The following is a 14,472-nucleotide window of genomic DNA, read 5'->3' as shown; positions in this document are numbered from 1 at the left end:
TTTGAATAATTGGAACGATTTTTTTTACTTTTGCCGGGACACCCTTATTTCACAAATAATGAAAAAACTTCTGCTGGCTATTTCTTTTGTTTTTAGCCTTGGATCATCTGTATTGGCTCAATCTGAATTCAATAAATGGTCGTTAGAAACAAATTTTGGTTTTAATAAACCAATGGCTCCCCTAACACCTGGTTTCCTTAGCCCCACCTTAAATATTGGACACTTTGATATCGGAACTCGATATATGTTTAATGATAAATTCGGATTGAAATTCGACGCGGGATTTGGGTCATTCTCTGAAGTAAAAGGAGAAAGCCCAGAATTTAAAACCAATTATTTACGGGCAGATATTCAAATGGTATCCAATTTGGCAAGGATTTTAAATTTTGAATCATTTACCCGGAAAATTGGTCTTCTAGGACATTTTGGTGCTGGTTTTGGAAGAATGAATTTCGATCAAACAGTATTAAATAATGGAGCGGATTATCATTATAATTTCATAGGTGGCCTGACAGGACAATATAAGCTTGGAGAAAGAATCGCTTTGACCAGTGATATTTCTATGATTTACAATGGTAGACAAACTTATACGTTTGATGGAAATTCGTACAACGCAAAAACACAGCCTGCTGATCCATTACAAAATCCATTTGTTCATGCACCTGGCACTTGGTGGACTGGCACGATAGGCCTAAACTTCTATCTTGGCTCAGCTGATACTCATGCGGATTGGTATATTGAATCAGATAAATATGCTACCAAAGAGGAATTAGCATCTCAAATCAATGGTATCAAAGACATGCTTAAAGACTCAGATGGAGATGGGGTTCCGGATTATTTGGACACAGAGCCCAATACTCCTGTGGGAGCAAGAGTAAATTCGCAAGGTATGACATTGGATTCAGATGGAGATGGTACGCCAGACCATATGGACAAATGCCCATTCTCACCTGGGCCAGCATCAACAAATGGATGCCCAGTACAGGAAGTAAAACAAGAAGTTGACTTCTTCAAGAAAGCAATTAACGAGGGCTATGTAAATGTTTATTTCGCATTTGACAGTGCTAAGCCCATTGGATATTCGGTCTCGGCTGTGAATTATGTAGCCAATTTCTTGAAGAAGAATCCAGGAGTCGGATTAGAGATTAAAGGATATGCAGATGAGTTAGGATCAGACGACTATAACATCAAACTATCCGAAAAACGAGCAAAAGCAGTTTATGATTTACTAATTTCCACGGGAATAGATGCATCAAAATTAACTTTCAAAGGGTATGGAGAGGATACCAGCGTAGATAAATCATCTCCTGATGCCCGCCAATTGGCTAGACGAACTAGCTTCGAAGTGAAATAAGATTTCTAATTCAAATAAAACCCGGTTTCAAAAGAGCCGGGTTTTATTTTATCTTCGTGAAATGTTTATCCTTTCGAACACCCCATCTGCTGCAAACCAATTTTTGGTTGAATTGCGAGACAAGCAAATTCAGCTCGACAGAATGCGTTTCCGCAAAAATTTGGAAAGATTAGGAGAACTATTGGCTTATGAGATTTCCAAATCTTTTGATTTCAAAAAAATAGAAGTAGAAACTGTTTTGGGAACTGCAAAAACTGAAGTTTTCGAATCCAACCCAGTCATTATTTCAGTTTTAAGAGCAAGTCTACCTTTTTACCAAGGATTTTTAAATATTATAGACCAAGCTGAAAGTGGATTTATTGGGGCTTTCCGTGAAGAAAAAAGTGATGGCAATATTCAAATCCATTTAGGCTACCAAGCTAGTCCATCCCTGGAAGGTAAAACAATCATCATTGCTGATCCAATGCTAGCCACAGGAAAATCAATTATCAAAACTATTGACACTATCCTGACTAATGGAACTCCCAAAATGATCCATATTGCAGCTGCCTTTGCAGCCCCAGAAGGAATTGAATACATCCAGAATAATCTAAAAGAAATACCTTTTGCTTTTTGGCTGGGCACAGTCGATGAAAAACTAAATCATTTATCCTATATCGTTCCGGGGCTTGGAGATGCAGGAGACCTTGCTTTTGGCCCAAAACTTTAAACATATGATGGATTATATTCTTTTAGGATTGGGGTTGGTAATCTTACTTTATGGAGGAAAGATTTTAGTAGATGGTGCCTCTGCAATCGCTGTGAAGTTAGGAATGAGTGCCGGTTTGATAGGTTTGACTATTGTGGCTTTTGGTACATCAGCGCCAGAACTATTGGTAAGTGTGAATGCCGCTTTAAAAGGCAACAGCGATATATCGATAGGAAATGTGGTAGGATCCAACATAGCAAATATTGGAATGGTATTAGGATTAAGTGGCCTATTCTATCCAATTCTAATTAGAAAAAGCACCATAAGATTTGACTACTTCATTACAGTTTTGGTGACATTGCTTTTTTATGCTATCAGTTATAATGGAATCATCGGAACTCTGGAAGGAGTACTTCTTTTTGGTCTTTTTATCGCATTTAATATCTACTTGTTTCGAAATACAGGACAAGGTGGACTTGGAGATAATACAGAAGGTGAAGAGGAAGTTGAGCATGTAAAAGGCTATAGCTGGCTAGTGGCAATTTCTCTTTTCTTTGGAGGAATTGTCGGCCTATATTTTGGTTCCGAACTTTTGGTCAACAATGCCATAAAAATTTCCAGAGAGTTTGGCGTTTCTGAGAGGGTAATTGGAGTAACTATCATAGCAATAGGAACAAGTCTTCCTGAATTGATCACTTCAATCATGGCAGCCCTAGCAAAGAAAACAGACATGGCGATTGGAAACATTTTGGGAAGCAACATTATGAATATTCTTTCCATAATTGGGATAACAGCTATCATCAAGCCAATCGAAGTCTCAGGTGAATTTTTAAGCCTGGACTATTTGTGGATGATCGGATTTACGTTGATTCTATTCCCATTAATGAGAACCAAAATGAGAATTTCATTTATTGAAGGGCTGATTTTAGTAATAGGATACGGAAGTTATATGTATTTCTTACTATGAGTGAATCCTTCATTACATTTCTAGGAATTTATTTTTTAAGCCTTTTCAAATTTATCGCAGGACCTGTTTTGGGGTCTGCTGCAGGATATGGTGTTGTCGGCTCAATTACCGTAACTGTGGCAGGAATGATGACTAGTGTTGTTCTTTTTACTCTGATTGGCTCAAAATTCAAAGACTACTTAAAACTGAGATTCAATAAGAAAAAGCCCATATTCTCTAAGAAAAACAGGGCTCTTGTTAAAGTCTGGAAAAAATATGGGCAGGTTGGAATAGCTGCAATAACTCCGCTTGTACTGACACCGATTGGTGGAACTTTGATTATGGTTTCCTTTGGGGCAAAAAAAAGGCATATTTATCTAAATATGCTTTTGAGCAGCCTTTTTTGGGCTACCATTTTTTGTTTGAGTATTGATCAGATTTTAACTATCCCGTTTTTTCAAAAATTACTCGGTTGATTCATCATCAGGAAGAATTTCGATATCCTGAATTAAAACCCTCTTCGAAATTTGCTGTCCTGTCAAAGTAGCCGCAAGTCCCCCCATAGCAGTTTCTTTATATCGGCTTTCCATTGACGCCCCGATCTCACCCATCGCTTCAATGCATTCGTCTACAGGTATTACAGAGCTTACATCCGCCAATGCTATTTGGGTTGAGCTGAAAGCAATAGAAGCAGCCGAAGCATTCCTTACTACACAAGGCACCTCTACCAAACCAGCAACAGGATCACAAACTAACCCCAGCATACATTGGATAGTGATAGCCACAGCATTAAATACTTGATCTGTGTATCCTCCTAAACAATAAACCATTGCACCAGCTGCCATAGCTGCGGCAGATCCTGTTTCGGCCTGACATCCACCTACTGCTCCTGCCAAACTTGCCTTTTCTTCAATAATCAGAGCTATCCCTGCCCCAACTAACAATCCCTCAACAATCTTTTCATCTGATAAGCCATGGATTTCCTGCAGGGTCACCAAAGTTCCAGGCAAGATACCTGAAGCACCAGCAGTCGGTGCAGCCACTACTCTACCCATACAGGAATTCACTTCTTTCGCAGCAAGTGCTCGGGCTATCAGCTTTTGAAATTCAGGAGATAAAACAGCAAGAGGATGATTAAAGACCTTTTTAGCTCCATTATTGATCATGCCTGATCGTGATGTCATTTCTTCTTCAAGACCGGTTTTCACCGCATCTTTCATGACCTGATAGGCATTTAAAATTCCGGCTTTTATTTGATTGGATTCAGCGTTCTTTTGTTCTACTTCATATTCAATCACAGAATCATGAAGCGTTACATTTTTTTCCTCACAATAAATCTTCCAGCCTTTGAACGATTCAAATAAATAGCACATACTTGTTGGGTTCTATTTTTGATATTCTGAACTCAGAAATTGAAATTAATTGTCTGCTTAATAGCCGGATCCAAGCTCAAAGCCACTGGGCATGTTTTTGCAGCATTCATCAATTTCTGGATCATCGCAGTATCAGTTACAGGATTTTCCCAATGGAAATCCACAATTATCTCCTGAATTTTTCTTGGAGATGCCTGCATTATTTTTGTCACTTCCCAAGTGAGTCCCTCTAGGCTAACCTGATTTCTTTCTGCCACTATACCCATAATGGTCACCATACAACTACCCAACGCACTACAAACCAGGTCAGTAGGCGAAAACTTTTCACCTTTACCGTTATTATCTACAGGCGCATCAGTCAGAATGCTTGTTCCAGATTGGATGTGCTCTGAGGTAGTTCTCAAATTTCCTAAATATGAACTTTTTATAGTTGGCATAAACCCTTACTTTTAAAATCAGTTTAAATAATAATTGGATCCACAAATTAGGGCAATATTTTCGACCTTTTCGAATGACAAAGCTGAAATTACTACTTCCTCTATTCTTCATTCTTATTGCAATGGACTCTTTTGCGCAGCGAGAAGACATTGGTAACTATGAATACGACAAAGAATACCTGTTTGGTGTAAACAAAAATACCAACGGTGGTTTGATCGGTGGATTTGTGTTTAAAGTCGGGACAAGAATAGCTGATGATCAATTTAGTTTTTGGGCAGTAGAGCTTTCCAATGTTAAAAACCCAAAGGAAGTAAGATACAACACCGTATTAGGGAACAGCTATATTTTTGGAAAGTCCAATTATCTATACTCCATCCGCCCACAATATGGAAGAGAAATCATCCTGTTTAAAAAAGCTCCTAATCAAGGCGTTCAGGTTTCTGCTTTAGCAGCTGTAGGACCATCTATAGGACTAATTGCCCCTTATTACATTGAGTATGCCCTCAACCGAGTAGAAACTGTCACAGAGCAATACGACCCAGAGGTACACCAAAGCCGATTCAATATTTTAGGAACAGGAAGACTTTTGCAAGGAATTGGCCAATCGGAATTAGCAATTGGAGCCAATCTAAAAGCCGCAATCAACTTTGAATTTGGGGTTTTCAGAAGTAATGTAACCGGATTGGAACTTGGATACATGCTTGAAGGTTTTACCAAAGAAATACCTTTAATCCCTACGGCAGAAAATAAACAGATCTTTCAATCTGCTTATTTTACATTTTATTACGGATTCAGAAAGTAATAGAAATTGGGTTTTTAGCCCTGCTGCTGTACCTTTGCATAAACTTATATTTTCATGATCGAATTACCAGTTATTTCCGAAGAGGCAACTCGTAGAAAAAAACCTGATTGGTTGAGAGTAAAGCTTCCAATTGGGAAAGAATATGCCAAAGTCCGTAAACTGGTGGATGAGCATAAGCTTCATACCATTTGCGAAAGCGGAAACTGTCCGAACATGGGAGAGTGTTGGGGTGCTGGAACGGCTACATTTATGATTCTAGGAAATGTTTGTACCAGATCCTGTTCTTTTTGCGCAGTCGCTACCGGAAGACCACCAGAGTACGATACAGACGAACCAAGAAGAGTTGCTGAAGCAATCAAATTGATGGGCGTGAAGCATGCAGTTATCACATCTGTCAATAGAGATGAACTTAAAGATAAAGGTGCCGAAATCTGGTACCAGACGGTCGTACAAACTAAAGAGCTTTCCCCTTCTACCACTATTGAAACACTAATCCCTGATGTAAAGTCAAATTGGGATGCTTTATATAGAATGATCGATGGTGGCCAGGAAGTAGTTTCCCATAACATGGAAACGGTAGGAAGTCTTTATAGAAGAGTGAGACCTCAGGCAAAATATGACCGCTCTTTGGAGCAAATTAAGCTGACCAAAGAATATGGTAAGAGAACCAAGACCGGAATTATGCTGGGATTGGGCGAGACTAAAGAAGAAGTCTTTAAGGCAATGGATGACCTTGCAGCAAATGGATGTGATATTTTGACACTTGGCCAATACTTACAGCCAACCAAAATGCACATTGAAGTTGCTGAATTCATTCACCCTGATATGTTTTCAATGTATCGAGAAGAAGGCTTGAAAAGAGGTTTGAAATACGTGGAATCAGGACCTCTTGTGAGATCATCCTACCACGCTGAAAGACATGTGAATGTCTAACTAAAAAAATCAATTAAATTATTAAGCACATTTTAAATGTGCTTTTTTTTTGACTATATTTTGAAAACTAAAACCTAATTACTTTTTATGCAAGTTATCAAAAAGATCGGAGTCGGTTCAGCAGCAAAGATTTACGGACTCACATTAGCACTAATAGGTGCGATAATAGGAATTCCTTATGGGCTTTTTATGAGCACGATAATTGGGGATATGGATTCAGGGTTGCCTTTCGGATCTGCATTCCCAATCCTCTTGATCATTATTTTCCCTATTATTTATGGAATACTAGGATTCATATTTGGGGCGCTTTTTGCCTGGATATATAATTTCATCTCCAAAAAAACCGGTGGACTGGAGATTGAACTTAGTGAACCAAATAATTTACCAGCCGATTAATAAAAAAGGGCTGCCAATGGCAGCCCCAATTTTTTTTTTTGAGGAAGTCAATATTAAACTTCTTCGGTAGCATAATCCTCTACAGGAATACAGCTACAAACCAAGTTTCTATCTCCGTAAGCAGAATCAATTCTTCTTACCGAAGGCCAGAATTTATTTTCTTTCACATAGGCCGCTGGGAACACAGCTTTCTCTCTAGAGTAAGGTAAATCCCACTCTCCAGTCAATACCATACTAGCAGTATGTGGCGCATTTTTCAATACGTTATTCACTTTATCAGCAGTCCCCTCTTCGATCTCTTTGATTTCAGCTCTAATAGAAATCAAGGCATCACAGAATTTATCCAATTCAGCTTTAGTCTCAGATTCTGTTGGCTCGATCATCAATGTTCCTGCAACAGGGAAAGACACTGTTGGAGCATGGAAACCATAATCCATCAATCGTTTTGCGATATCTTCCACTTCAACTCCAACTTCTTTGAAAGCTCTGCAATCCACAATCATTTCGTGGGCTGCTCTTCCTTTGGTTCCTGTATAAAGAATCGGATAATGTCCGCTTAATCTTTCCTTGATGTAGTTCGCATTCAGGATCGCCATCTTGGTAGCGTTCGTCAAACCATCTCCACCCATCATTGCGATGTAAGCATAAGAGATTGGAAGAATACTTGCACTTCCATAAGGAGCAGCAGAAATGGATGACACAGCATCTTTACCTCCTGTTTTCACCAATGGATTTCCAGGTAGGAAAGGCACAAGGTGACTTGCAACACAAATAGGTCCCATACCAGGTCCACCACCACCGTGAGGAATACAGAATGTTTTATGAAGATTCAAGTGACAAACATCGGCACCGATATTTCCTGGACTTGTCAATCCTACCTGTGCGTTCATATTTGCTCCATCCATGTATACTTGACCACCATGCTCATGAATAGTAGCACAGATTTCTCTGATCGCCTCCTCAAATACTCCGTGAGTAGATGGATAAGTTACCATCAAGCATGCAAGGTCATTTGAATGTGCTTCTGCTTTAGCTTTCAGATCGTCTAGATCAATATTTCCTTTTTCATCACATTTCACCAAAACCACTTTCATCCCTGCCATAACAGCGGAAGCTGGGTTTGTACCATGCGCTGAAGTTGGAATCAAGGCTATATTTCTATGACCTTCATTTCTATTCAAATGATAAGCTCTGATTACCATCAAACCGGCAAACTCTCCTTGTGCTCCTGAGTTTGGCTGAAGTGAAGTTCCAGCAAATCCGGTAATTTCAGAAAGCCATCTTTCCAAGTTTGCAAACAATTCCTGATAACCTGCGGTCTGATCCATTGGTGAGAATGGGTGCATTTGACCGAATTCTGGCCAAGTAACAGGAATCATCTCAGCAGTAGCATTCAGTTTCATTGTACAAGAGCCCAATGAAATCATGGAATGAACCAAAGAAAGATCTTTGTTTTCCAAACGCTTGATGTATCGAAGCATTTCATGCTCAGAATGGAAGCTATTGAAAACTGGGTGAGTCAAATATTCAGACTTTCTTACTAAAGCATCTGAAATAGAAACTTCAAGGTTTTCAGCTTTATCGCTCAACGAAATAGAATCTTTACCTGCAGCAGTCGCAAACACGTTTACAATCGCCTGAGCATCCTGAAGAGACTTAGTTTCATCAAAAGCGATGAAAACAAGGTCTTCTGCATATCTGAAGTTCATACCCGCTCCTACCGCCATTGCAGAGAAATGAGCTTGGTCATGAGAACTCAATTTAATTTTGATAGTATCGAAAAACTCACCTTCGCTTACAGCAAAACCAAGTTCTTTTAATCCTTCCGCAGTCAATTTTGCCAATCCATGCGTTCTCAATGCAATATTTTTCAAACCTTTTGGTCCGTGATATACTGCATAAAAACTGGACATCACCGCTAATAAAACTTGTGCTGTACAGATGTTGGATGTAGCTTTTTCTCTTTTGATATGTTGCTCTCTAGTCTGAAGAGCCATTCTATAAGCTTTGTTTCCTGCTCTATCTAAAGAAACTCCGATAATTCTTCCTGGAATCTGTCTTTTGAATTCTTCTTTGGTAGCAAAGAATGCAGAATGAGGGCCACCATAACCCATTGGCACGCCGAATCTCTGAGCAGTTCCAACTACTACATCAGCTCCCATTTCTCCTGGAGGTGTCAAAAGTGTCAACGCCAACAAATCCGCTGCAAATGCTGTGTGTACTTTGTTCTCCTTTGCCGCAGCAACTATCGCGGAATAATCTCTTACCAATCCATCAGAATCAGGATACTGGAAAAGAACTCCGAATAATTCTGGATCAGTTACGTCAAGTTCATCCACTGAACCATAAACGACTTGAATTCCGATAGGCTCAGCTCTGGTTTCTAAAACCGCCTTTGTTTGAGGGAACACTTTTTCATCCACAAAAAACTTCGTAGCAGTTTTCTTTTCTCTTGCTTTTACAGAGAAAAGCATACCCATCGCCTCAGCAGCTGCTGTTCCTTCATCAAGAAGGGAAGCATTTGCCAGCTCCATTCCTGTCAATTCCATCACTACAGTCTGGAAATTGATCAATGCTTCCAACCTTCCTTGTGCAATCTCTGCTTGGTAAGGGGTATAAGCAGTGTACCATCCTGGATTTTCCAACACATTTCTCAAGATCACTCCTGGTACAAACGTGTCATAATATCCTAGACCGATAAATGATTTTAAAACTTTGTTTTTGGAAGCCAACTTTTTGAATTCAACCAAGAAATCTGTTTCCAATTGCGCAGAAGGCAAGTTCAGCGGCTTTTCCAATTGAATGGATTTGGGAACAGTTTGATCGATTAATTCTTCAAGAGAAGAGGCTCCGATTTTTTCCAGCATTTCGGAAATCTCCGCATTTGTCGGTCCGTTATGTCTGTTTTCGAATTTTACAGCGTTTGAAAGATTGATCTTCATAGAGAACGTAGGGAAGAATGAATATTTGGGTTAAAACATGCCCTTGTTTTTCAAAGTGCAAAGGTACAATTTATTGAGCGATAAAGCTTTTTTGATTTTCAATATTTTAACAAGCTTTTAACTCTTATTGATAGGCGGTTGTTTGTAGCCTTAAAAAATTATCTAGTTTTGGAGCGAAAAATACCAATCTGGGAATCTAGGTATAGTTTTCGACCCAAAATTGATCACCCGAACCTTCGTTTTCTCAGATAGATAAAATAAAACCTAACTATAATCAAGATGAATAAAAGCTTGTTTTTGACTGGTGCTTTGGCTCTTGGGCTTTCGCTGCCATCAATGGCTCAAACACCTGTGCAGGTGAAATACGCCAACACAATTACTGCAGAAGATCTTACCAAAAACCTAACGTATCTGGCATCTGATGAGATGAAAGGAAGAGACACAGGTTCTGAAGAGCAAAAAATTGCTGCAGAATACATTTCAAATTTCTATAAAAATCTTGGACTTACAGGTCCAGTAAACGGAAGCTACCTTCAGAAAGTAGACTTAGTCAGCACTTCATTTGACGAAGTAAACTTGAAGATCGGAAAGAATAAATTGGTCAACAATGAGGACTTTGTGTTCATTGGTGATGGAGACATGAAAAAAGCAGCCAAGTCTGAATTGGTATTTTTAGGTTTGGTATCTGACGAAAACCTTGCAAAAGTTGATGTCAAAGACAAACTGGTTGGAATCTGGGCTGTTGGCGTGAGATCCAATGACCTTGTCACTAAAGTAATGGAAGCCGGTGCAGCAGGTATTGTAATCGTATCTATGGAAGGCCAGGCTAACTTTGACAGAATCGCCAACAGATATAAGACTTTGGCAGGAAAAGGAAGAATCGGATTTGCTAAAGAAGTAGAGCAAAAACCAATTTTCATGGTAAGCTCAGATAAAATGGGAGAATTGTTTGACACTCCTGTGGAAGAGCTGAAGGAAGCTGCGAAATCAATTCCAGAGACCATCAAATCTCAAAAAGCATCTTACCAGATCAAAAAGAAAGTAGAAGAAGTTGAGTCTTCAAACATCTTGGCTTTTCTCGAAGGAACTGACAAAAAAGATGAAATCGTAGTTATTTCTTCTCATTACGATCACGTAGGTGTTAGTAGCACTGGGGAAGTTTTCAATGGTGCTGATGACGATGGTTCTGGAACTGTTTCTGTGATGGAAATTGCTGAAGCGTTCGCTACCGCTGCAAAAGACGGCATCAAGCCAAGAAGATCTATTCTATTCTTGAATGTAACTGGTGAAGAAAAAGGACTTTTAGGTTCTGAATACTATTCTGAGCATCCAATTTTCCCATTGGAAAACACCGTGGTCGATATTAACATTGACATGGTAGGTAGAATCGATTACGAATACCAGGATGCAGAAAACAAAGACTTCGTCTATGTTATTGGATCTGAAATGCTTTCTACAGATTTGAAGAAAATCTTGGAATACAATAACATCACTTACAGTGATTTGATCCTGGATTACAGATACGATGCTGAGGATGATCCAAACAGATTCTATTATAGATCAGATCATTACAACTTTGCAAAGCATAACATTCCCGTTGCGTTTTTCTTTAATGGAGTTCATGATGATTACCACCAAGTAACAGACACTGTGGACAAAATCGAATTCCCATTGATGGCAAAAAGAGCTAAGCTAATATTCTATACAGCTTGGGATCTTGCCAATAGAGAAAATCGAATCAGAGTGGACGGAACAAATACAAGAACCGACAGATAAAACAGAAAGCCCCGAAAAAAATTTCGGGGCTTTTTTACTTAAAAAGGAGGAGGAATTTTAAAATCTCCTTCCTTATATTTTTTGAATAAAAAATTCTGTTCGGTCATTTCTGAGTAAGCATTCAACTTCTTTTTTATATCATCTTCTACAAAAGCTTCAATCAATAAATTAAGGACACCAGCACTGATTGTTTTTTGAAATGCATGCCCATCTTTAATTAGTAACAAAGTGCTATTTGAATAAAACTCGGCCAATGCATCATAGGATTTTGGATAAATTAATTGGTCATATGCACATCCAATCAATGTGACTTTCCCTTCAAACTCAAGAATTTTATCATAATTGGTGCCATGCACTAAGAAGTTCGATTCAGAATACGATTCCCATAAAGGCTTGCTTCTTTCTTTCAACATTCTAAATATCTCATTTTCATAAACTCCTTTGGATTGTAAATCAGAGATTGCCAATGAATGCTCAAATAATCTTACTGTTAAGGCAAAATCATTCTCATTAATAGGCAGTTTGCCAAACCCTCCTAGACAATCCTTAAAAGTCAAAAATTGAATCAAGCTGTTTTTAGATTCCTTTTCAAATTGTTCTTTTGAAATGGGATGAGATTGAAAGTTTGAAAAATAATTAAAGTCAAATATTTGTTCTTCGCTCAATTTGAATTCGGAAATAGACAAATCAGACCTGGGAAAACTCAGATTTTTTTGAATATCAAAAATTAAGGGATTTAGAAATACTGCTCTTTCAACCTGTTCAGGAAATAATGAGATGTAATATTGCAAGATCGTAGCGGAGGATGAATACCCAAATAAAACCACCTTCTTTTCCCCAAGAAGTTCTTTTCTAATTATTTCAATATCTCTGGCAATCTGATCTTGATTATACAGTTGGTAAGCTAGTTTAATATCAGGAACACCATGTTGATTCACTGCCTTTTTGAGTTCTTCATTATCCTTCCTTCCTTTTATCAAAACTATATTGAGTGATTCGGAAGATGGAATGAATTGATTCTCATTTTCAAAAACCTGATCAAAAGTATCTTCAATTAAAAAAGCCGTTGGCCTCTCATTCCTAAATCCATTTAAAAATTCAACTTCAATTGCTATACTTTTTGATCTCTTCAAATGATGATTGAACGGAACTAATATTTCTAGAGAATCCGGGCTTTGCCACCAAAACAGATAGATTGAAAGTAAGGTTTGAACCAACATAATTGAAATTATTCAGGATTTCTATCCTTAAAACTAATACTTGCATTTAAAACTTATCCGATAAACTATTTATTTAATATTTTTTAAGATAAACTCTAAAACTTGTTTATGAAACTCTAATCAGCGTTCAAATAATAAACTATTAAAGGCCTAAAAAAGAAAAAGCCCCGATAACTCGGGGCTTTCTATTTTATCTACCTTTATTCTTTTGATTCTTCGTTTTTAGCTGGTTTCTATTCTTTTTCGCTTTCGAATTTTTATTTCCTCGCTTCTTTTCTTCTTTGGCTTTTTCTGTAAATGGATTTGCCTTTTTCTGAGCTTTCTTTTCATGAAATGCCCCTTTATAATTAGGATCATCCCGCTGCTTTAATCGATCCAATTCTCTCGCATAAGCTTGCTTTTCCTCAAATGGTGTCGCAGGAATATCGACTCCTTCTGGAATTGGAAGTTCCTCCACAGTCATTCTAATTATTTCCTCGATTCTTTCGAAGTGATAGCTTTCTGCCGGATTGACAAAGGTAATTGCCTTCCCTTCCTGTTCTGCACGCCCGGTTCTACCGATTCTATGCACATAATCTTCATAGATCAAAGGCACATCAAAATTGATCACATGAGAAACCATGCTGACATCCAATCCTCTGGAAGCCACATCTGTCGCAACTAAAATCCTTACTTCTCCACCTTTAAAATCTTCCATGGAATTAATTCGGGTATTTTGACCCTTATTGGCATGGATTACTCGAATCTCCCCAAAATGCCTTCTATCCAGAAAGTGGAAAACCTCTTCTGCATTTTTTCTTGATCTCGTAAAAATGATCGCTCTTGTCACTGCTTCTTCTTCCAGAAGTTTTGCCAAAAGATTGATCTTGGTTTTGATGTTAGGAACAAGATATTTTACCTGCCCGATTGTTTCTGCAGTAGTCGCCTGAGGAGTTACTTCTACTCTTTCAGGAAATTCTAAAAATTCATGCGCAAGCTTTTCAATCCTTCCCCCGAAAGTTGCCGAGAACAGCAAATTCTGTCTCTTGACAGGAATCACTTCTAAAATTGACCGGATCTGAGGCATAAAACCCATATCCATCATTTTATCCGCTTCATCCAAAACCATCGTCTTCAGATCCTTTGTGTAAAGCTCATTTTTTCGATAGATCTCCATAAATCTACCAGGAGTAGAAATAATGATATCCACTCCCGCCTTGATGTTCTCTATCTGAGTCTTTGGCCCCAAGCCTCCATAAAGGCAAACAATTCTTAGATCTGTAAATTTCGCTAGTTGCCTAACTACCTCTTCGATTTGCATCACCAACTCTCGAGTAGGCGCTAAAATCAATGCCCTTGGATGCATCCCTTGGGCATATTTCACTTTCATCAAAATTGGCAAAACATAGGCTGCAGTCTTCCCAGTACCTGTTTGAGCTATTCCCAACACATCATGCCCAGCCTGCGCAAGAGGTACGGCCTTTTCTTGGATTGGGGTAGGATGAGTATATCCAGCCTCAGCGATCGCATCCAATAATTGGCGATTTAACTTAAATGCTTCAAAACCTAAGGCCTCATTGCTCATGATTCGTTAATTTTAGGGTGTAATTTGAAAATGAATCTGA

The 14,472-nt window shown here is 38.5% G+C and carries 13 protein-coding genes; 8 read left to right on the top strand and 5 right to left on the bottom strand.

Annotated elements, in window-relative coordinates; all coding sequences use genetic code 11:
- Nucleotides 1-58 precede the first annotated feature (58 nt).
- The 4 genes from FHS59_RS14065 to FHS59_RS14050 all read left to right on the top strand — a co-directional run bounded on the left by FHS59_RS14065 (nt 59) and on the right by FHS59_RS14050 (nt 3,464).
- Complete coding sequence (locus tag FHS59_RS14065; protein ID WP_184495957.1) at nt 59-1,354, top strand: OmpA family protein; 1,296 nt, start codon at nt 59-61, stop codon at nt 1,352-1,354.
- Nucleotides 1,355-1,415: 61 nt separating this feature from the next.
- Nucleotides 1,416-2,063, top strand: coding sequence for a uracil phosphoribosyltransferase (gene upp / locus FHS59_RS14060; protein WP_184495955.1), 648 nt, complete (start codon nt 1,416-1,418; stop codon nt 2,061-2,063).
- A 7-nt stretch (nt 2,064-2,070) separates the two neighbouring features.
- The gene (locus FHS59_RS14055) at nt 2,071-3,009 is read left to right on the top strand and encodes a calcium/sodium antiporter (RefSeq protein ID WP_184496116.1); all 939 of its coding nucleotides are present in this window, start codon (nt 2,071-2,073) and stop codon (nt 3,007-3,009) included.
- Nucleotides 3,006-3,464, top strand: a complete 459-nt coding sequence (locus FHS59_RS14050; protein WP_184495953.1) for a hypothetical protein — start codon at nt 3,006-3,008, stop codon at nt 3,462-3,464. The genes FHS59_RS14055 and FHS59_RS14050 overlap by 4 nt, the downstream gene beginning before the upstream one ends.
- On the opposite strand, the gene sdaAA is transcribed toward FHS59_RS14050, so the two are convergent.
- Together sdaAA and FHS59_RS14040 are read right to left on the bottom strand one after the other, a co-directional pair.
- Entirely contained in the window at nt 3,453-4,361 is a 909-nt protein-coding gene (sdaAA, locus tag FHS59_RS14045) for an L-serine ammonia-lyase, iron-sulfur-dependent, subunit alpha (protein WP_184495951.1), read from the bottom strand. The two genes, FHS59_RS14050 and sdaAA, sit on opposite strands and share 12 nt — an antisense overlap.
- A gap of 32 nt (nt 4,362-4,393) precedes the next feature.
- Nucleotides 4,394-4,798 carry an OsmC family protein gene (locus FHS59_RS14040; RefSeq protein WP_184495950.1) on the bottom strand — a complete coding sequence of 135 codons (405 nt, stop codon included), beginning with the start codon at nt 4,796-4,798 and terminating at the stop codon, nt 4,394-4,396.
- Between the two features lie 74 nt (nt 4,799-4,872).
- Here FHS59_RS14040 and FHS59_RS14035 point away from each other — a divergent pair, with 74 nt between their 5' ends.
- From FHS59_RS14035 to FHS59_RS14025, 3 genes are all read left to right on the top strand, one after another.
- Complete coding sequence (locus tag FHS59_RS14035) at nt 4,873-5,601, top strand: hypothetical protein (protein ID WP_184495948.1); 729 nt, start codon at nt 4,873-4,875, stop codon at nt 5,599-5,601.
- Between the two features lie 54 nt (nt 5,602-5,655).
- The gene (gene lipA, locus FHS59_RS14030; RefSeq protein WP_184495946.1) at nt 5,656-6,534 is read left to right on the top strand and encodes a lipoyl synthase; all 879 of its coding nucleotides are present in this window, start codon (nt 5,656-5,658) and stop codon (nt 6,532-6,534) included.
- An 87-nt stretch (nt 6,535-6,621) separates the two neighbouring features.
- Entirely contained in the window at nt 6,622-6,930 is a 309-nt protein-coding gene (locus tag FHS59_RS14025) for a hypothetical protein (RefSeq protein ID WP_184495944.1), read from the top strand.
- A 53-nt stretch (nt 6,931-6,983) separates the two neighbouring features.
- On the opposite strand, the gene gcvP is transcribed toward FHS59_RS14025, so the two are convergent.
- The gene (gene gcvP, locus FHS59_RS14020) at nt 6,984-9,872 is read right to left on the bottom strand and encodes an aminomethyl-transferring glycine dehydrogenase (RefSeq protein WP_184495942.1); all 2,889 of its coding nucleotides are present in this window, start codon (nt 9,870-9,872) and stop codon (nt 6,984-6,986) included.
- 279 nt (nt 9,873-10,151) lie between these two features.
- On the opposite strand from gcvP, the gene FHS59_RS14015 reads away from it, so the two are divergent.
- A complete protein-coding gene (locus FHS59_RS14015) occupies nt 10,152-11,648 on the top strand; it encodes a M28 family peptidase (RefSeq protein WP_184495940.1) in 1,497 nt (498 codons plus the stop codon).
- Between the two features lie 38 nt (nt 11,649-11,686).
- On the opposite strand, the gene FHS59_RS14010 is transcribed toward FHS59_RS14015, so the two are convergent.
- Nucleotides 11,687-12,868 (bottom strand): alpha/beta fold hydrolase, encoded by a 1,182-nt coding sequence (locus FHS59_RS14010; RefSeq protein WP_184495938.1) that lies wholly within the window; start codon nt 12,866-12,868, stop codon nt 11,687-11,689.
- 190 nt (nt 12,869-13,058) lie between these two features.
- The gene (locus FHS59_RS14005; RefSeq protein WP_184495936.1) at nt 13,059-14,432 is read right to left on the bottom strand and encodes a DEAD/DEAH box helicase; all 1,374 of its coding nucleotides are present in this window, start codon (nt 14,430-14,432) and stop codon (nt 13,059-13,061) included.
- Nucleotides 14,433-14,472: the final 40 nt, after the last annotated feature.

The sequence above is a fragment of the Algoriphagus iocasae genome (assembly GCF_014206875.1).
Classification (GTDB): domain Bacteria; phylum Bacteroidota; class Bacteroidia; order Cytophagales; family Cyclobacteriaceae; genus Algoriphagus; species Algoriphagus iocasae.
Note: the sequence above shows the minus strand (reverse complement) of the source record. Positions and strands in the feature narration are given on the sequence as shown.